Annotated in this window: 20 protein-coding genes and 1 pseudogene; 10 read left to right on the top strand and 11 right to left on the bottom strand. The window is 62.4% G+C overall.

The window, feature by feature from the left end:
* A complete protein-coding gene (locus ACVJGD_RS33105) occupies positions 1 to 627 on the top strand; it encodes a glutathione S-transferase family protein (RefSeq protein ID WP_456638141.1) in 627 nt (208 codons plus the stop codon).
* 17 nt (positions 628 to 644) lie between these two features.
* Here the strand turns inward: ACVJGD_RS33105 and ACVJGD_RS33100 are convergent, their stop codons facing one another.
* The 3 genes from ACVJGD_RS33100 to ACVJGD_RS33090 all read right to left on the bottom strand — a co-directional run bounded on the left by ACVJGD_RS33100 (position 645) and on the right by ACVJGD_RS33090 (position 3,669).
* Positions 645 to 1,964, bottom strand: coding sequence for a TRAP transporter large permease (locus ACVJGD_RS33100; protein WP_456638140.1), 1,320 nt, complete (start codon positions 1,962 to 1,964; stop codon positions 645 to 647).
* Positions 1,965 to 1,970: 6 nt separating this feature from the next.
* Positions 1,971 to 2,480 carry a TRAP transporter small permease gene (locus ACVJGD_RS33095; protein WP_456638139.1) on the bottom strand — a complete coding sequence of 170 codons (510 nt, stop codon included), beginning with the start codon at positions 2,478 to 2,480 and terminating at the stop codon, positions 1,971 to 1,973.
* Positions 2,481 to 2,652: 172 nt separating this feature from the next.
* On the bottom strand, positions 2,653 to 3,669 hold the full coding sequence (locus ACVJGD_RS33090) for a TRAP transporter substrate-binding protein (RefSeq protein WP_456638138.1): 1,017 nt from the start codon (positions 3,667 to 3,669) through the stop codon (positions 2,653 to 2,655).
* Positions 3,670 to 3,807: 138 nt separating this feature from the next.
* Here ACVJGD_RS33090 and pobA point away from each other — a divergent pair, with 138 nt between their 5' ends.
* Positions 3,808 to 4,977: a 4-hydroxybenzoate 3-monooxygenase gene (pobA, locus tag ACVJGD_RS33085; RefSeq protein ID WP_456638137.1), complete on the top strand. Its 1,170-nt coding sequence runs from the start codon at positions 3,808 to 3,810 to the stop codon at positions 4,975 to 4,977.
* Positions 4,978 to 5,280: 303 nt separating this feature from the next.
* On the opposite strand, the gene ACVJGD_RS33080 is transcribed toward pobA, so the two are convergent.
* Positions 5,281 to 6,618 (bottom strand): IS1182 family transposase, encoded by a 1,338-nt coding sequence (locus ACVJGD_RS33080; RefSeq protein ID WP_456633186.1) that lies wholly within the window; start codon positions 6,616 to 6,618, stop codon positions 5,281 to 5,283.
* Between the two features lie 220 nt (positions 6,619 to 6,838).
* On the opposite strand from ACVJGD_RS33080, the gene ACVJGD_RS33075 reads away from it, so the two are divergent.
* Positions 6,839 to 7,273 (top strand): PaaI family thioesterase, encoded by a 435-nt coding sequence (locus tag ACVJGD_RS33075; RefSeq protein ID WP_456638136.1) that lies wholly within the window; start codon positions 6,839 to 6,841, stop codon positions 7,271 to 7,273.
* A 6-nt stretch (positions 7,274 to 7,279) separates the two neighbouring features.
* Here ACVJGD_RS33075 and ACVJGD_RS33070 read toward each other — a convergent pair whose 3' ends face one another.
* Positions 7,280 to 8,173, bottom strand: coding sequence for a LysR family transcriptional regulator (locus tag ACVJGD_RS33070; protein WP_456638135.1), 894 nt, complete (start codon positions 8,171 to 8,173; stop codon positions 7,280 to 7,282).
* A 119-nt stretch (positions 8,174 to 8,292) separates the two neighbouring features.
* Here ACVJGD_RS33070 and ACVJGD_RS33065 point away from each other — a divergent pair, with 119 nt between their 5' ends.
* A complete protein-coding gene (locus tag ACVJGD_RS33065) occupies positions 8,293 to 8,919 on the top strand; it encodes a pyridoxamine 5'-phosphate oxidase family protein (RefSeq protein ID WP_456638134.1) in 627 nt (208 codons plus the stop codon).
* Here ACVJGD_RS33065 and ACVJGD_RS33060 read toward each other — a convergent pair.
* Both ACVJGD_RS33060 and ACVJGD_RS33055 read right to left on the bottom strand, forming a co-directional pair.
* Positions 8,916 to 9,644 carry a glutathione S-transferase family protein gene (locus tag ACVJGD_RS33060; RefSeq protein WP_456638133.1) on the bottom strand — a complete coding sequence of 243 codons (729 nt, stop codon included), beginning with the start codon at positions 9,642 to 9,644 and terminating at the stop codon, positions 8,916 to 8,918. The two genes, ACVJGD_RS33065 and ACVJGD_RS33060, sit on opposite strands and share 4 nt — an antisense overlap.
* A gap of 34 nt (positions 9,645 to 9,678) precedes the next feature.
* The gene (locus tag ACVJGD_RS33055; RefSeq protein WP_456638132.1) at positions 9,679 to 9,951 is read right to left on the bottom strand and encodes a hypothetical protein; all 273 of its coding nucleotides are present in this window, start codon (positions 9,949 to 9,951) and stop codon (positions 9,679 to 9,681) included.
* Positions 9,952 to 10,095: 144 nt separating this feature from the next.
* On the opposite strand from ACVJGD_RS33055, the gene ACVJGD_RS33050 reads away from it, so the two are divergent.
* The gene (locus ACVJGD_RS33050) at positions 10,096 to 10,794 is read left to right on the top strand and encodes a helix-turn-helix transcriptional regulator (protein WP_456638131.1); all 699 of its coding nucleotides are present in this window, start codon (positions 10,096 to 10,098) and stop codon (positions 10,792 to 10,794) included.
* Positions 10,795 to 10,810: 16 nt separating this feature from the next.
* Positions 10,811 to 11,119 (top strand): YkgJ family cysteine cluster protein, encoded by a 309-nt coding sequence (locus tag ACVJGD_RS33045; RefSeq protein WP_456638130.1) that lies wholly within the window; start codon positions 10,811 to 10,813, stop codon positions 11,117 to 11,119.
* A 144-nt stretch (positions 11,120 to 11,263) separates the two neighbouring features.
* Here ACVJGD_RS33045 and ACVJGD_RS33040 read toward each other — a convergent pair whose 3' ends face one another.
* The 3 genes and pseudogenes from ACVJGD_RS33040 to ACVJGD_RS33030 form a co-directional block, all read right to left on the bottom strand.
* Positions 11,264 to 11,662 (bottom strand): hypothetical protein, encoded by a 399-nt coding sequence (locus ACVJGD_RS33040; protein WP_456638129.1) that lies wholly within the window; start codon positions 11,660 to 11,662, stop codon positions 11,264 to 11,266.
* Between the two features lie 157 nt (positions 11,663 to 11,819).
* Entirely contained in the window at positions 11,820 to 12,167 is a 348-nt protein-coding gene (locus tag ACVJGD_RS33035) for a DUF3307 domain-containing protein (RefSeq protein WP_456638128.1), read from the bottom strand.
* A gap of 630 nt (positions 12,168 to 12,797) precedes the next feature.
* Positions 12,798 to 13,536: pseudogene (locus ACVJGD_RS33030) on the bottom strand (Crp/Fnr family transcriptional regulator).
* Positions 13,537 to 13,751: 215 nt separating this feature from the next.
* Here ACVJGD_RS33030 and ACVJGD_RS33025 point away from each other — a divergent pair.
* A complete protein-coding gene (locus ACVJGD_RS33025; protein ID WP_456638127.1) occupies positions 13,752 to 13,931 on the top strand; it encodes a hypothetical protein in 180 nt (59 codons plus the stop codon).
* 66 nt (positions 13,932 to 13,997) lie between these two features.
* On the opposite strand, the gene ACVJGD_RS33020 is transcribed toward ACVJGD_RS33025, so the two are convergent.
* Positions 13,998 to 14,204: a hypothetical protein gene (locus ACVJGD_RS33020; RefSeq protein WP_456638126.1), complete on the bottom strand. Its 207-nt coding sequence runs from the start codon at positions 14,202 to 14,204 to the stop codon at positions 13,998 to 14,000.
* Positions 14,205 to 14,433: 229 nt separating this feature from the next.
* Between ACVJGD_RS33020 and ACVJGD_RS33015 the strand changes: the two genes are divergently transcribed.
* From ACVJGD_RS33015 to ACVJGD_RS33005, 3 genes are all read left to right on the top strand, one after another.
* Entirely contained in the window at positions 14,434 to 14,664 is a 231-nt protein-coding gene (locus ACVJGD_RS33015) for a hypothetical protein (RefSeq protein WP_456638125.1), read from the top strand.
* Positions 14,661 to 14,876, top strand: coding sequence for a hypothetical protein (locus tag ACVJGD_RS33010; RefSeq protein WP_456638124.1), 216 nt, complete (start codon positions 14,661 to 14,663; stop codon positions 14,874 to 14,876). Before ACVJGD_RS33015 ends, ACVJGD_RS33010 begins: the two co-directional genes overlap by 4 nt.
* Before the next feature lie 64 nt (positions 14,877 to 14,940).
* A complete protein-coding gene (locus tag ACVJGD_RS33005) occupies positions 14,941 to 15,180 on the top strand; it encodes a hypothetical protein (RefSeq protein WP_456638123.1) in 240 nt (79 codons plus the stop codon).
* Positions 15,181 to 15,185: the final 5 nt, after the last annotated feature.

Raw genomic sequence — 15,185 nt, 5'->3', positions numbered from 1 at the left:
ATGATCCTGATCGGCCAATACGACTCCCCGTTCGTCCGCCGCACCGCGATCGCGCTGCGGCTCTATGGCCTATCGTTCGAGCATCGGCCGTGGTCGACCTTTGGCGATGGCGACAAGATCGCGGCCTATAATCCGCTCCGGCGGGTGCCGACGCTGGTGCTCGATAGTGGCGAGTCGCTGATCGAGAGCTCGGCGATCCTCGACTATCTCGACGAACTGGTCGGGCCGGAAAAGGCGATGATGCCGGCAAAGGGACCGGAGCGGCGCAGGCATTTGCGCATCTGCGCGCTTGCCACCGGGCTTGGCGACAAGGCGGTGAGCCTGATCTACGAGCGCGTGCTGCGTAAGGATCAGCTTAAGCTCTGGGTCGAGCGCTGCGAGGCGCAGATCGGCGGCGTGCTCGATGTGCTGGAAAAGGAGCGCGCAGCGGTCAAGACGCCCTGGTGGTTCGGCGAGCGTATCGCGCACGCCGATATCGCGGTCGCCTGCGTGCTGCGCTTCACCGGCGAGGCACACCCTGCCCTGTTTGACGAGCGCTATCCGGCGCTGAAGGCGCATGCGGCCGCCTGCGAGGCCCTGCCGCCGTTCCAGGAAATCGTGCAGCCGCTGGCGCCGCCGAGCGGCTAGCCGGCAGGGCCGATTGATCAATTCGCCATCATGCGTTGCGGCAGCCAGGTGGCGAGCAGCGGGAAGGCGATCAGGATCACGAGCCGGATCAGGTCGGTGACGACGAAGGGGATCACGCCCTTGAAGATCGTGGAGAAGGAGACGTCCTTCACCACGCTCTTGATTACGAACACGTTCATGCCAACAGGCGGATGGATCAGGCCGAGTTCGACCGTCATCACGATGATGACGCCGAACCAGATCGGATCAAAACCAAGATGCATGATGACCGGGAAGATGATCGGAACGGTCAGGATGATCATCGCCATGGCATCCATCAGGCAGCCGAGAACGAGATACATCACCATGATGACGGCAAGGATGCCGTAGCTGCCGAGGCCGAGGCCGGTGAGGAATTCCGTGACCTTCTGCGGGGTCTGCGTCACCGTCAGGAAATAGCCGAAGATCAGCGCGCCGATCAGCACGGTGAACACCGCGGCCGCGGTGCGCGTCGCCTGCAGCAGCGAATTGAGGATCTTCTCCTTGTCCAATCGTCCGGTGAGAACGCCGATCAGGAACGCGCCGGTGGCGCCGACGCCGCCCGCTTCCGTCGGCGTGAAGCGCGGCAGGAACGGCAGGCCGTAGAGGCCGCCGATCACAAAGATGAACAGCAGCACCGGCGCCCAGATGTCGCGTAGGCCGGCGAAGCGCTCGCGCCAGGGAATCCGTTTGCCCGTCGGCAGGAAGCCCGGCCTGACATAGCCGATCAGCGCGATGGTGATCATGTACATGGTCATCGCGAGCAGGCCGGGGATGATTCCGGCGATGAAGAGTTTCCCGATGTCCTGCTCGGTGATGATGCCGTAGACCGCGAGCACGGTTGACGGCGGCAGCATCGCGCCGAGCGTGCCGCCCGCCGCGATCACGCCAGTGGCAAAGGATTGCGGATAGCCGAAGCGGCGCATCTCCGGATAGGCCACCGCCGAGAACGTCGCGGCGGTCGCGACCGAGGAGCCGCAGATCGCGGCAAAGCCGCCGCAGGCGGCGACGGTGGCGATCCCTAAGCCACCGCGGAGATGGCCGACAAAGCCGTTGGCGGCGCGGAACAATTCGCGGCTCATGCCGGAATTGCTGACGAAGGTCCCCATCAACAGGAACATCGGGATCACGCCGAAGGTGTAGTCGGTCACCGTGCGCATCGAGGTCTGGCCGACCAGCTTCAGCGCCGGCGTGGCGCCGACCAGATAGCTGAAGCCGCAGACGCCGACGAGGCCCATCGCCATGCCGACCGGCACGCGGAGCAGCATCAGCGCGAACAGCGCGACAAAGCCGATGATGGCGACGGCATCGGTGCTCATCGGCGCTTACTCCGTCGCCTTGATCTTGGGATCGTGCATTTCTTCCGGATGGAAGATCAGCCGATAGGTGCGGATCGCAATCAAGAGCACAGCGGAGACGTCGCCGATCCAGGCGAGCGCGAAGAACGGCCAGGTCGGCATGTGCAGGTCGAAGGTCTGGACATTGTCGTTATAGGTGCCGCGCACCTTGTCGAACAGCGTCCAGGTCTGCACGGTGACCACGAACAGCAGCACCAACGTCGCGAACACGTCGATGATGCGCTGGTATCTCGGCCCGACATTGGCCCAGACCAGATCGACGGTGATGTGGGTGCCGCGATAGGAGGTCGCGGCGATGCCCCAGAAAATCAGGATGCCCAGCAGCATCCGGCCGATGTCGAAGGAATCGGGAATCGAGTAGTTCAGCGTGTTCCGCAAGAGCACCGCGAGGAAGATATTGGCGGCGACGATGCCGACGAATCCGGCCGCGATCCATTCGATCGTGTCGATGAAACGGTCCATGTAAGCGCGTTTCATATACGGGGCATCCTATGGCTTGATATCGATCGGCTATCGGCGAGCTCGGTTCACCTCTCCCGCTTGCGGGAGAGGTCGGCGTTAACGCCGGGTGAGGGCTGTCTCCACACGAGCGCTCCCATCGCGGAGGCACCCTCACCCCGGCCCTCTCCCGCAAGCGGGAGAGGGAGAACTACTGCGCGAGCGCGTTGTACTTCGTGAGCGAGGCCTTCAGGTCCGCCATCGCGGCATCCGCATCGACGCCGGCCTTCTTGACGCCGGCGGCCCAGGTGTTGACCAGCGGCTCGGCCGCCTTCTTCCACAGCGCCGTTTGCTCCGGCGTCAGCTTGTAGACCTCGTGGCCGGACTCGGCTTTCACCTTGTCGATGCCGGCATCCTCGAACTTGCCCCAGTGCTCGCCGACGATACCGGCCATCTCGGTCGAGCAGTTCTTGTCGATCGCCGCCTTCTGGCGGTCGGACATCGCGTTGTACTTGTCCTTGTTGATCACGAAGACGAAGGTCGTGACATAGAGCGGCGCTTCCATGTCGTATTTCGTCACCTTGTCGATGCCGAACAGCACCAGCGAGCCCCAGGGAAAGGTGACGCCGTCGGCGACACCGCGCTCGATGATATCGCGCACTTCAGGTGCGGAGGACTGCACATTGGTGCCGCCGAGCGAGGTGACGAAATTGGCCATGGTGGCATGGGCGGGGCGGATCTTCAGACCCTTGACGTCCTCCGGGACGACGATCTTCTTGGTGCGCGAATGGAACGAAGACGGCGAATGGACGAAGGCGAGACAATATTTGACGTCCTTCATCTCCTTCTCGGCATATTTGCGGTACCAGGCATCCAATCCCATCGAGCCGCCCTTGGCGTCCGAGATCAGGAACGGCAGTTCGCCGGCGCCGACGATCGGGAAGCGGCCGGGCTGGTAGCCCGGATTGACATAGGTGACATCGGCGATGCCGTCGCGCGCCATGTCGTAATGGTCAAAGGCCTTGCCGAGTTGCTGCGCCGGGAACACCTTGCCCTTGATGGTGCCGCCGGAATCCTTTTCCACCGCCGCGGCCCAGTCCTCCAGCGATTTCTGCAGCGGATGGGACGCCGGCACCCAGTGCGAGATCTTCAGGTCGAAAGTCTTCTCCTGCCCGAACGCAGGGGTCACGCCGGCGGCCAGTAGCAACGCCAGAACCGTCTTCCTCATCGGCATTCTCTCCCTCTTTGCAGGCCCTTGGTGGCCCTTTGCGATTATTGTTATATGATATAATTACCATTGCAAGCTGACGACAGCGGCCCGCCAGGCGGTATAAGCTGAAGCCTACAATATCGGGAGGAGCAAGTATTGCGGTCAAAGGTAGCAATCATAGGCGCAGGTCCGGCAGGATTGTTGCTTGGGCAACTACTTCACGCCTACGGGATCGACAACGTCATTCTCGAACGGCAGACCGCCGACTATGTGCTGGGCCGGATCCGCGCCGGCCTGCTGGAAGAAGGCACGGTCGGGCTGCTCGATGAAGTCGGCGCGGGCGAGCGTGCCCATCGCGAGGGCCTTATCCATCACGGGCTGGAACTCGCCTTCGGCGGCGCCCGCCATCGCATCGACATGCATGCGGCAACCGGCAAGACGGTCATGATCTACGGCCAGACCGAGGTGACGCTCGATTTGATGAACGCGCGGCAGCAAGCCGGGCTTACCACCATCTACCAGGCCACCGACGTCCAGCCGCATGATTTCGACACCGACCATCCCCGCGTCTCTTACGTGAAGGACGGCAAAGCAGGCGAGATCGCCTGCGACTTCATCGCGGGCTGCGACGGTTTCCACGGCGTCAGCCGCGCCAGCGTGCCGGCTCAAGCGATCAAGACCTATGAGCGGGTCTATCCGTTCGGCTGGCTCGGCATCCTCTCGGACACTCCACCGGTCTCGCCCGAACTGATCTATAACAACCATGAGCGCGGCTTCGCGCTGTGCACGATGCGCTCGATGCATCGCAGCCGCTACTACGTGCAGTGTCCGCTCGACGAGCACATCGACCAATGGCCCGATGAGCGTTTCTGGGACGAGCTGAAGCGGCGGCTCGACCAGAAGGCGGCGGACGAGCTCGTCATCGGTCCCTCGATCGAAAAGAGCATCGCGCCGCTGCGCAGCTTCGTCGCCGAGCCGATGCGCTTCGGCCGGATGTTCCTGGCCGGCGACGCCTCGCACATCGTGCCACCGACCGGAGCCAAGGGGCTGAACCTCGCCGCCAGCGACGTGCATTACCTCGCGCAGGCCCTGCGCGAGTATTACGACGAGAAATCCTCAGCCGGCATCGATGACTATTCCGCCAGGGCGCTGGCGCGGGTCTGGAAGGCGGTGCGCTTCTCCTGGTGGATGACCTCGATGCTGCACAAATTCCCCGACCAAGGCGAGTTCGGCGCAAGGATCCAGCTCGCCGAGCTGGAGTATCTCGTCAGCTCCAAGGCGGCGTCGACGTCGCTGTCGGAGAACTACGTCGGATTGCCGTTGTAGAATTGTCGGGTGAGCAACACCCGGCTGCAAACCCTCATGGTGAGGAGGCGCGAAGCGCCATCTCGAACCATGAGGCCCCTATCTCGCCCGTGGCCCATCCTTCGAGACGCGGCCTGACGGCCGCTCCTCAGAGGGTGAGAATGATTCGCCTTGTCCGGAGAATTTTACATGTGATGGGCTGGAAGGCACAGACCGTAAAGCTTTTCGGTTGAGCCGGCGCCGAATGACCGCGATCTGACCTCCGGGCCGGTGCTGCGGCTGCTGCGGCGCTTTGTGGGCACCTGCTGGCGTGGACGCCTCTGTTCATGCCGCGACCTGCGCCTTGGCGTGCAAGGCGAGGAAGCGCATCATGTTGTGAGCGACGGCGAACCACAGCAGATGGAGGCGGGCCTTGATCTTGCCGCGCAGGGTTAGCTGGCGCAGTCCCATGCGGCGGGCATGGGCATTGATGCATTCGTGCTCGGCGCGCAGTCGGTAGAATGCCTTACCGTCCTTGCTCTGCATGCGTTCACGCCAATCCGCGACGCCAACACCGTCACCCTGCTTCGGCGCATAAGGGTCGGTGCCGTGCCTGGTTTGCCCCGCCGGGCACCACAGTTTGATATCTTTGGCGTGGGCCCACTCGATGTCGTCGTTCTTGGTGAAGCCGCCGTCGACCAGATAGTTGGAGGGGTCGTAGCCTTCAGCGTGCACCGTCTCGATCCCCGGTTGCGCCAGGCCGCGATCCGAGCCGCTGGTATCGATGTCGACCGCAACGATCACCTGGTGTTCCGGCGCCGAGATGATCTGCATGTTATAAGCCGGACGCCACCCACCATCGGCCATCTTCATCACCCGCGCGTCGGTATCGGTGGTCGAAGCGCGCGGCTCCTTCTGCTTGGCCACCTGGTTCTTGTTGGTCTTCTCGCGCCGCTCCCGCTCGACCTCCAGTTCCTTCATGCGCTGCTGCGCCGCCGCGATCCGCGCCTCGCGCTCGCGGGCGCCACGCGCCTTCGCCGCCCGCTGGCGACGATCGCCAGCCGCCGGATCCGTCTCGGCTTCAGCGCGCAGGCGCGCCACCCGCGTCTGCGCCGCGGTGAGCAGATCATCAAGCCGCGCGCGCCGGCGGAAGGAACTCGCCCCGGCACCCGCGCGCACCCGCAAGCCATCCTGCGCCAACGTGTCGAGCGACACCAGGCCAGCTTCCACCATGGATGCGACCCCCTGCGCCAGCAGCCGCTCCAGAACTGCCATATGCGCGATCCGGAAGTTCGACAGGCTGTGATAGTTCATCGACACCCCGCCGCATAACCAGCGATAGACCAGATGATCGCGGCACAGCCGATCCAGTTGGCGGGCGCTGCCCACCCCATCGACCGTGGCCCACAGCCAAAGCGCCAACATCAGTTCCGGTGCTGCTGGCGGATGTCCGGGCTGGCCCTCGCGCGCCTTGATCACCTCGTGCAACGCCGACAGATCCAGCCCCTCGACGAACGCCCAGACCGAGCGGACCGGATGATCCTCCGAGATCAGATCGTCCAATGCCGCCACCTGCATGCCGATCTGACTGCGTTCCGGCACCCGCAGCCGCAGCGCACCACGCCCTTCGGCCTGCGGTCTTTCCTGCTCAGGTAACCCCTCGAACAATTGCTCGTCAGCCATCGTCAGCCCCTGCCTCGCGCGCAATGCAAGCGAATCACAGCACCGCGGCTGTGGCAAATGCTCATTGCCTAAAGATTCTCACGCTCTCAGGATGAGGTGTCGTTTGTGGGGCAGGGCATTTCAAACATGCGCGCAGATGCCGTTTAAAACTTTGTATGCGGTGAAACTGTCACCGACATCGCGTTCAATGGTGCCGAGATCGCCAACATACGGGCCGACCATGAACACCGATACTTCCGTCATCGCCGACATTCCGGAAGGCTTTGAGCCTCACTTCCGCAAGAGCCCGCTCACCGATCCCTGGGAGCCGCTTTATTCGAAGCGCACCGACAGGGCCGTGATCATGGGGCTCAGGCTCGCAACGCCGCATACCAACGCGCGCGGACTGATCCATGGCGGATTGATCGCGGCGCTCTCCGACAACGCGATGGGCTATAGCTGCGCCCAGGTGATGGGTTGGACATCGTCACTGGTGACGGTTTCGCTCGCGGTCGATTTCATCGGCACCGCGAAGATCGGACAATGGCTCGCCGTCGAGACCGAGGTGATCAAGACCGGCAGCACGATCTGCTTTGCACAGAGCCTGGCGAAGGCCGATGACGTCGTGATCGCACGGGCGAATGGGACGTTTCGCGTGGTGCCGAAGAGGGAATGACGGCTGTCAACCAAACCGCCAATCCGCGGTCTCGGCGACGAGATCGATGAAGGTACGCACCTTGGCCGAGAGCAGGCGCGAGGTCGGATAGACGATGTGGATCGGCAGCGGCGGCTGTTCGAATTTCGCCAGCACGATTCGGAGCCGCCCCGCCTTCAGCGCGGCGGCCGCCTGATAGGCCAGCACCCGCGTCAGACCGCCGCCGGCTTCGGCATATTGAATCGCCGCATCGGCGCTGTTGGATGAAAAGCGCGGGCTCGACGAAACACGAACCTCCTGCCCTCCCTCGACGAAGCGCCAGTCCGGCGCCGCCGTCATGCCGCCGAACTGAATGGTGTCATGCGCAGATATATCCGAGGGCCGCTTCGGCTCGCCGCGGGCGTTCAGATATTCCTTCGACGCCACCACGATGCGCCGCATCTCGCCGACATGGCGCGCGACCAGCGTCGAATCAGGCAGATGCCCAATCCTGACGGCGAGGTCGACGCCCTCCTCCACCAGGTTGATCATGCGGTCGGACAGCCTGAGGTCAGCGCCGACATCGGGATAGCGCTTCAGATAGGCCGTCACCATGGGGCTGACATGCAGGCGGCCGAAGCCGACCGGCGCCGAGATCACCAATCGCCCGGCCGGACGCGTTCGTTCGCCCTCGACAGCTTCCTCGGCCTCCTCGAGATCGGCAAGAATGCGCCTGATACGCTCCAGATAGCGCGAGCCGGCATCGGTCAGCGTCACGGATCGCGTGGTCCGCTGCAACAGCCGCGCGCCAACCCGCTCCTCCAGCGCCGCGATCAGGCGGGTGACGGCCGATGGCGACAGTCCGAGCTTTCGCGCCGCGGGGGCAAAGCCCTGCAGGTCGGCCACGGCGACGAAGGCTTGCATGGCATCAATCCGGTCCATCGAATTATTGCATATCCCGCAACAGTGAAGTGTCAATCGCCTTGATTGTTTGAATTCGGGAACCATCCCATTTTTGGTTGCGAAACGACGCCTTGGCGCCCCATGCCCAGGAGGCTCAAATGCCCGACACTCGCACCTATGCCAGCGACGTTGCCTTCACACCGGCGGTGAAGGCGATCCAGGCGCGCAAAGGCTCGCGCGAGGGCTATGCCCAGGTCGAACAGCGCGGCTGGCGCACCGAGATTGACCTCAACCTCGCGGCCTTCCTCGCCAACACCAACAGCTTCTATTTCGCGACCGCCTCTGCCGATGGCCAGCCCTATATCCAACACCGCGGCGGACCAAAGGGATTCATCAAGGTCCTGGACGCCAGCACCATCGCGTTCGCCGACTTCAGCGGCAACCGGCAGTACATTACCCAGGGCAACCTGTCGGAGAATCCGAAGGCGTACATGTTCGTGATGGATTACGCGCATCGCAGGCGCGTCAAGCTCTGGGGAGAGGCGCGCGTGGTCGAGGATGACCCGGCGCTGACGCAATCGCTGATGCCCAAGGATTACAGGGCGCGACCAGAGCAGGTGATCCTGTTCAAGATATCCGCCTGGGACACCAACTGTCCGCAGCACATCCCGCAGAAGTTCGATGCCGCCGACGTCGCGGCGGCACTGGCCGGACGCGACGCACGTATCGCAGAGCTCGAGGCTGAACTGGCCGCATTGAAGGCGCAGCCCCAGCCCACGACTTAAGCCGCTTCACGCACGGGCGACCAAGCGAACTCCGGATAATACTGCCCCATCATCCGGTCGACATAGTTGGTGAGATTTCTGAATTTCTCGGTCCGTGCGCGTAGCGGCGAATCGAAGAACGGCGTCAGGATTCCCGCAAGCGCCCCGAATGCGGTGGCATCGGTGCCGCACGGTGTATCGCCCATCAAATACGGTTTGTCGCCGAGCTGCACGGAAAGCGCAAACAGCGACCGAACGGCGAGGTCGACGTCCTCATCGGGCGCATGCCGGCCGAGGCCAGACAGCAGATAGTTCTCGGCGACGCGAAACTGTGCGTCCTCGCGCAATTTCTCGCGCAAATGTTCCGGCGCGCCGTCGAAGAAATGCGCCGGCCCCTTGGCAAAATTGGTTTCATCGACCCAGCGCGCGCCGACCAAAGCCCAGTAGACGTGGTGCTCGATCATGCGTTCGAACGCCCAGGCCTGCGCGCGCGCCTGCAGGCTCAAGGGCGCATCGAAGTCGAAGCCGTATTTGCCCTCGATATGCGCGCGGATGAAGGTGGAATCGGCGATCGTCTCCGCTTCGTCCCGGATATAGGGCAACTGCCCCTTGGGCGAACTCGGCGGCATCGCCTTTTCCTTGCAATAGGCAAGCCCGGCCATTTTCAATTGGACCTCGGTCTTGGTCACAAAGGGGCTGATCTCCGGCAAGCCGAACCCCGGACCGAAGCCATGGAGAATGATCATCTGGAGCCTCCCAATTCCCAAAACGATGCCAAGCCTAGCGACCCCCTGCTGCCACCATGGTGTCAGCAGGGGTAAAATGGGTGGCCAAACGAACCCGTTTCACGAGACGGCGGCTGCGGAAAACCAGGTACTTCCCGCCGGCCGTCAACATGGCCGCGATCGAACGCAGGGCCAGTTCGATGAGCGCCCATTGGAGATCGGAGGAGACGGTATGGATCGTGACGAGCTGTTCCAACGCAAAGCTTTGGGCTCGCCTGAACCTTTGAAGACGGCTATCGAAGCCGCTCTTTCCAAGACGATTCAGCATGGACAAATTCCCTTCAGTTGAGGTGTTGTCCTGTTATAGCCACCCCCTGCTGCCAACATCCTGTCAGCAGCAGCGAGGCCGACCGCGGGAAAATCGACGACCCCGGAACAGACGAGCCGAAGAGACCTGCTAAAGAGACCGACCATGAGACGCGCCGACCGGTTGTTTCAGATCATCCAGGTGCTTCGGCGCACCCGTAAGCCGCTGACCGCGGATGCGATCGCCGCCGAACTGGAGACATCCAAGCGCACGATCTATCGCGACATCGCGACCCTGATCGAGCAGCGCGTGCCGATTCGCGGCGAAGCCGGCATGGGCTACATCCTGGAAAAGGGATTCGACCTGCCGCCCTTGATGCTCACGCCCGACGAGATCGAGGCCTGCGTGCTCGGCGCGAGCTGGGTCACGGGCCATGCCGATCCGGCGCTGGCGCGCGCCGCGCAGGATTTGATGGCGAAGATCGCCGATACCGTACCAGAGCGCTTGCGGCCGTTCGTGCTCGAACCCGCAAGCCGCGCCCGTTCGGCGTGGAACCGAGAGCCTGACCGCATCGACATGGTGCGGACGCGCGCGCAGATCCATGACGGCAAGAAGATCACGCTCAACTATCGCGATGAACGTGGCCGCGACACCGAACGCACGATCTGGCCGATCGCGGTCGGCTATCACGAAGCAGTGCGGATCCTGGCGGCATGGTGCGAGCTGCGGAAGGATTTCCGCAGTTTCCGCACTGACCGCGTGATAAACGCGATCTATCATGACGAGAAATATCCGGAGAGACGCGACTTGTTGCGGGCGCGCTGGCGTCGCAGCCTGGTCTGGGAAGCGCCGAAGGATGTCTGATGGACCGTGTACAAGAATGACGACCGACAATCCCTGCCAGGCCTGCGGCGCATGCTGCTGCTATTCGGAGAACTGGCCGCGCTTCACCACCGAGGATGACGCGGAGCTCGACCTGATCCCGCAGCAATACATTAATGCAAGGCAATCCGGCATGCGCTGCGAGGGCGACCGCTGCTCGGCGCTGTCAGGCAAGATCGGCGAGGCGACGGGTTGCGCAATCTATGCGATACGGCCCGAAGTCTGCCGCACCTGCATGCCGGGCGATGCCGAATGCGCGATGGCAAGGCGCCGGCACGGACTGCCGGTGTTGGCAGTTGAACCGTAGGATCGTAGCCCGGACGTGGCAGGAGTCCCTCATGGTGAGGAGGCGCGAAGCGCCGTCTCGAACCATGAGGCCCGCGGCCCATCCCTCGAGACGCCGCTTTGCGGCTCCTCGGGATGAGGGAGAGTTCGTGGCCCGGTATCGAGCTCAGGCAGTCACAGTCTCCGCAACCTCATCCTCGTCGAGAACATCCACCATCGGCGCGAAGGTCGCCAGCGGCTTAGTCGACAGCGTGATCGGCTTGCGGCCGCCATGCGAGGGCGTTGTGGAGCGAGCCGGCTGGCGGGACAATCTGTAAAGGGTGTTGCCGACGTGGCCGCCAAAATAGGCGAGCTCGCGTTCGCTGCAGCTTGCAGCGATCGCCAGCGCCAGCGAATGCAGATGATGGCGGCGATAGCAGAACAGCGCCAGCATGGCCCGAACATCGGACGAGACACTCTCCACCAGGGCCTGAAGGCCGGCAGGGTTGGCGCGGTACATCTGTCCGAGCAGCTCTTCGCGGACCGGGCAAACGTCGTTCTCGAAGGCGTTGCGGCTTGAAAACATTGCAGTTCTCCCTGGTCCGGAAGATGCCGTGTAATTCTCTAACGAAGGGTTAACCACGGGCGCCAGTAGTCGTCCGGGAGGGTTGCCAGCTTTGAGCGAATCGGAACGCGCCGTCCGACGACGTTAGATCATCGGTTCTGATTGAATCAGGGTCCGATCAGTTCGCGGCCATGAAGATCGAAAGGCCGAACCCGGTCAGGTGATGCAGCGCCTGATCGACGCCGATCAGTGACCAGAACCACGGGTGCTCGGTCGTGACGCCGAAGGTCGAGGTGGTGATTCCCTTGGCGCGATCCACCGCAAGGTGGATGAAGAAATCGATGAAGGCGACGAACCAGAATCTTGGCGCGATCATCAGGATCAGGAGCAGCGAGGTCGCGAGATGCACGAGACAATGCGCAAACAAAGGCAGCGCCCAGCCGGTCCTCTGATCCTTGCCGATCGCCATCCAGGAATTCTGCAAAAGGAAATCCGCCACGATGTGCTTGGCGGTCAGCAGCAGCATCCATCCAGCCAGCGCTGCAACCGGAACCGACGACGACATGGATGGAAACGACAAAGCTAACGCCCTTCGCTGCGACTGATGGAAAATGATGGAGAAAAACCGGACCTGGGCGTCAGCGCAACTTCTTCTTAAACCCGCAATATTGAAAACTTGCGGCCATTTATGGCATCTCCCGCGCCCGAATGCACCACTCGGTCCTCCGAAATTCATATGGTGTGGCCCTACGGCGATAGTGCTGCGGCATCGCCGCGCAGGCCATAAAGATTAATACGATGGCCGACGGCGATTTGTACTCGGGACATGTTGCGCAGAATTGCTCGCCCGACAGGATCGAGGACTTCTTGAACGTGACAGAACCGTCGCGACCTAAAAACCATGTAAAAACAAATAGATACGCTCTCAAAAAGGCGCGAACGGAATAATCGCCTCAAGACGACTTTGCGTGACTACCCGAACCGTGCCTCGCGTCGCAGTGCAGCGACTGACTGGCTGGTGGTGAGCGCCGCACGACTTCCAGTTACAACGGTCTCCAGGCGTACGCGATGCCACGCGCAACCACAGGCGAAGCATCACATGCTCACCCTTCCGACCCGCGGCGCCCCGCGCAAGCGATCACCGACCGGGGCGGCATCACTCGATGGCATCGAGCTGACGGCCTTCGCGCTCCATATGCAGATAGTTGGCGTTGAACAGGCCGGCTTCCATCAGGCGCCGAAGATCCGGCACGACCAGCGTCTTGCCCTTCAATACGATCAGGTTCGCCGAGCGCAATTCCTGCAGGGTACGGTTGACATGTACCTTGGACAGCCCGCTGGCGTCGGCCAGATCAGCCTGCGTCAAGGGAAAGTCGCAACTGTCACCGGAGGTGAGACCGGCGAGACGCAGGCGGAAAAACAATTCGCACAGCAGATGCGCCATGCGCTCCAGCGCCGTGCGCTGGCCCAGGTTCAGCGTCCATTTCGCGCTGGATCGCAGCATCGACCAGGCTTTCCCACCACAGCGCCGTCACGATGCGCGGATATCCGGCGCTGATCTCCTCGAAGAATTCGCGCGAGAGGTCGGCAATGGTAACATCCGTGATCGAGCCGATCGAATGATCCATCTCGCGCAGGATGAAGACGTTGAGATCGCAGATATCGCCCGGCAGGAAGAAAGAGACCACCTGCCGCCGGCCATCCTCCAACTGCTTGTAGCGGCATGCCCAGCCGGCAACGACCAATTGCACGTCCTTGGGTCTCTCGCCTTCGCGCACGATATCGACCCGGGGACCGAACTTGCGCAGCCGTTCCGATGCCGCGCGGGTGAGGAACGCGCGATCGGCCGACGACAGCCGCACAAACTGCTCAAGCTTACGAACGAGTGGACTCAAAGGAAAAGTCTCCCCGCGAATAAGTCGAGTACGGACCGGTCCAATTCAATAACGTATGTTATTCACTCTGAAGTAGCCAATGATATATTATACTCTATCAGGTTGCGATCGGTCACACCTAAAAGGCAAGTTTCTTCAAGCACACCCACCACATGTTAATGCGCGGGCGGAACCCCGTCTGTGACGATCTGCAGCGGTGCAGTCGGGGAAATGTGATGCGGGAATACCGGGCCTATTTGTTGGGAATCGACGGCCACATTCGCGAGCGGATGGAGCTGGAAAGCGAGACGGACGAAGAAGCGGTCGCCAGGGCACGCCAGCACTTCAATGTCGGCACGATCGAGGTCTGGCAAGGGGTGCGCATCGTCGCCAAACTGGACGGTGGCTCCGAATAATGGACGTGTTCGCGTCAAGCCGTCGCGACGCGGAGCGCCGCAAGCAACCCCTACGCGCGCTCTTTCCTATCCCGTCGGGGCGTCGCCGCTGTCGTCGGGGCCCATGCCCGAACCCGGCGTCTTCTCGTCGTTGGTGAGCTTGGGGTCGCGAGTCGCTTCCCTCGAAACCGAATGCTTCGGATCCGTTTTGTGCGCGGTCTGAGCGCGCCGCTTGTCGGCAGGCTGCTCCTCGCCCTTCTTGTCCCTGACGATGCCCTGGCTGGAACGTGTCATCGGCTGCTTCCCTGATGCGTCGACGGCCCCGGCGACCTCTTTCGCCGGGGCCTGTCATCGGAGTGCCGCCGCCATCTTCCGGGGACGGATAGCGGAAGCAACGGGCTTACGTCCGGCCGCGGCAAACGTTCCAACCGCGGAAGATTTGCATCTTTGGTTTGATCAGCTTTCATAGGTTAAGGACGCTGTTGAAGCGGCAGAATAGCTTTGCTTCCAGATCGGAGGCGGCATGAAGAAGAAGCGAAACAGATCGCGGCCGACCGAGCCATTCGAGGTCCGTTTGCAGAAATTCGCCCGCGATGCACGCGCCGCCGCGCGCCGGTTGCCGCTCGGCCGCGAGCGCGATGCGTTGATGAAGAAGGCCAAGCAGACCGAGAATGTGCTCGATGTCAGCGCCATGCTGACCATCCGCCATGTCGATGCAGCCAATGAGAGGAGAGATCAGGGAGGGGCAAAATGATCGAGGGGAAGTTTGATTCGAAAACCTTGGCAATCATGAACGCCGCTTTGGATCGGATTTGCGAGCAGACGCAGCATGGCGAGCGGCACTCGGTGCGCAAGAGAATCGCCAGACAGATCATCAGAAGCGCCGGGAACGGCAAGACCACGCTAGCGGAACTGATCGCCGCAGGAGAGCGGGCGCTCAACGAGCTGGCTCCGGCCGCGAAATAGCGGCTTTCGCGGGAACGCAACACGCCTGCCGGTTCTTGTTACCCAAACAGGAAAGGCAGCAACCATGCGAGTGGCGATTGGCATCGTCTTGCTCGCGATCCTGGCGGCCGTTGGCGTCTTTGCCTATCAGGGATTGACATTGCCGGGTGCCGCGATGTCCGGCCAGGGCTATGCAGCCATGGCGATCGGCATCGTGTTCTCCATTGTCATCGGCATCGGCCTGATGGCGCTCCTGTTCTACTCGAGCCGTCGCGGCTATGACGAACCGCCGAAACTGAGATCGCGCGAGGATGGCCCGCGATAGGTCGG

The sequence above is a fragment of the Bradyrhizobium sp. USDA 10063 genome (assembly GCF_054063735.1).
Note: the sequence above shows the minus strand (reverse complement) of the source record. Positions and strands in the feature narration are given on the sequence as shown.

What these genes read in the sequence shown, in the direction of transcription:
- ACVJGD_RS33105 (WP_456638141.1), top strand. Translation starts at nt 1, where the DNA reads ATGATCCTGATCGGCCAATACGACTCCCCGTTCGTCCGCCGCACCGCG.
- ACVJGD_RS33100 (WP_456638140.1), bottom strand. Translation starts at nt 1,964, where the DNA reads ATGAGCACCGATGCCGTCGCCATCATCGGCTTTGTCGCGCTGTTCGCG.
- ACVJGD_RS33095 (WP_456638139.1), bottom strand. Translation starts at nt 2,480, where the DNA reads ATGAAACGCGCTTACATGGACCGTTTCATCGACACGATCGAATGGATC.
- ACVJGD_RS33090 (WP_456638138.1), bottom strand. Translation starts at nt 3,669, where the DNA reads ATGAGGAAGACGGTTCTGGCGTTGCTACTGGCCGCCGGCGTGACCCCT.
- ACVJGD_RS33080 (WP_456633186.1), bottom strand. Translation starts at nt 6,618, where the DNA reads ATGGCTGACGAGCAATTGTTCGAGGGGTTACCTGAGCAGGAAAGACCG.
- ACVJGD_RS33075 (WP_456638136.1), top strand. Translation starts at nt 6,839, where the DNA reads ATGAACACCGATACTTCCGTCATCGCCGACATTCCGGAAGGCTTTGAG.
- ACVJGD_RS33070 (WP_456638135.1), bottom strand. Translation starts at nt 8,173, where the DNA reads ATGGACCGGATTGATGCCATGCAAGCCTTCGTCGCCGTGGCCGACCTG.
- ACVJGD_RS33065 (WP_456638134.1), top strand. Translation starts at nt 8,293, where the DNA reads ATGCCCGACACTCGCACCTATGCCAGCGACGTTGCCTTCACACCGGCG.
- ACVJGD_RS33060 (WP_456638133.1), bottom strand. Translation starts at nt 9,644, where the DNA reads ATGATCATTCTCCATGGCTTCGGTCCGGGGTTCGGCTTGCCGGAGATC.
- ACVJGD_RS33055 (WP_456638132.1), bottom strand. Translation starts at nt 9,951, where the DNA reads ATGCTGAATCGTCTTGGAAAGAGCGGCTTCGATAGCCGTCTTCAAAGG.
- ACVJGD_RS33050 (WP_456638131.1), top strand. Translation starts at nt 10,096, where the DNA reads ATGAGACGCGCCGACCGGTTGTTTCAGATCATCCAGGTGCTTCGGCGC.
- ACVJGD_RS33045 (WP_456638130.1), top strand. Translation starts at nt 10,811, where the DNA reads ATGACGACCGACAATCCCTGCCAGGCCTGCGGCGCATGCTGCTGCTAT.
- ACVJGD_RS33040 (WP_456638129.1), bottom strand. Translation starts at nt 11,662, where the DNA reads ATGTTTTCAAGCCGCAACGCCTTCGAGAACGACGTTTGCCCGGTCCGC.
- ACVJGD_RS33035 (WP_456638128.1), bottom strand. Translation starts at nt 12,167, where the DNA reads ATGCTGCTGCTGACCGCCAAGCACATCGTGGCGGATTTCCTTTTGCAG.
- ACVJGD_RS33025 (WP_456638127.1), top strand. Translation starts at nt 13,752, where the DNA reads ATGCGGGAATACCGGGCCTATTTGTTGGGAATCGACGGCCACATTCGC.
- ACVJGD_RS33020 (WP_456638126.1), bottom strand. Translation starts at nt 14,204, where the DNA reads ATGACACGTTCCAGCCAGGGCATCGTCAGGGACAAGAAGGGCGAGGAG.
- ACVJGD_RS33015 (WP_456638125.1), top strand. Translation starts at nt 14,434, where the DNA reads ATGAAGAAGAAGCGAAACAGATCGCGGCCGACCGAGCCATTCGAGGTC.
- ACVJGD_RS33010 (WP_456638124.1), top strand. Translation starts at nt 14,661, where the DNA reads ATGATCGAGGGGAAGTTTGATTCGAAAACCTTGGCAATCATGAACGCC.
- ACVJGD_RS33005 (WP_456638123.1), top strand. Translation starts at nt 14,941, where the DNA reads ATGCGAGTGGCGATTGGCATCGTCTTGCTCGCGATCCTGGCGGCCGTT.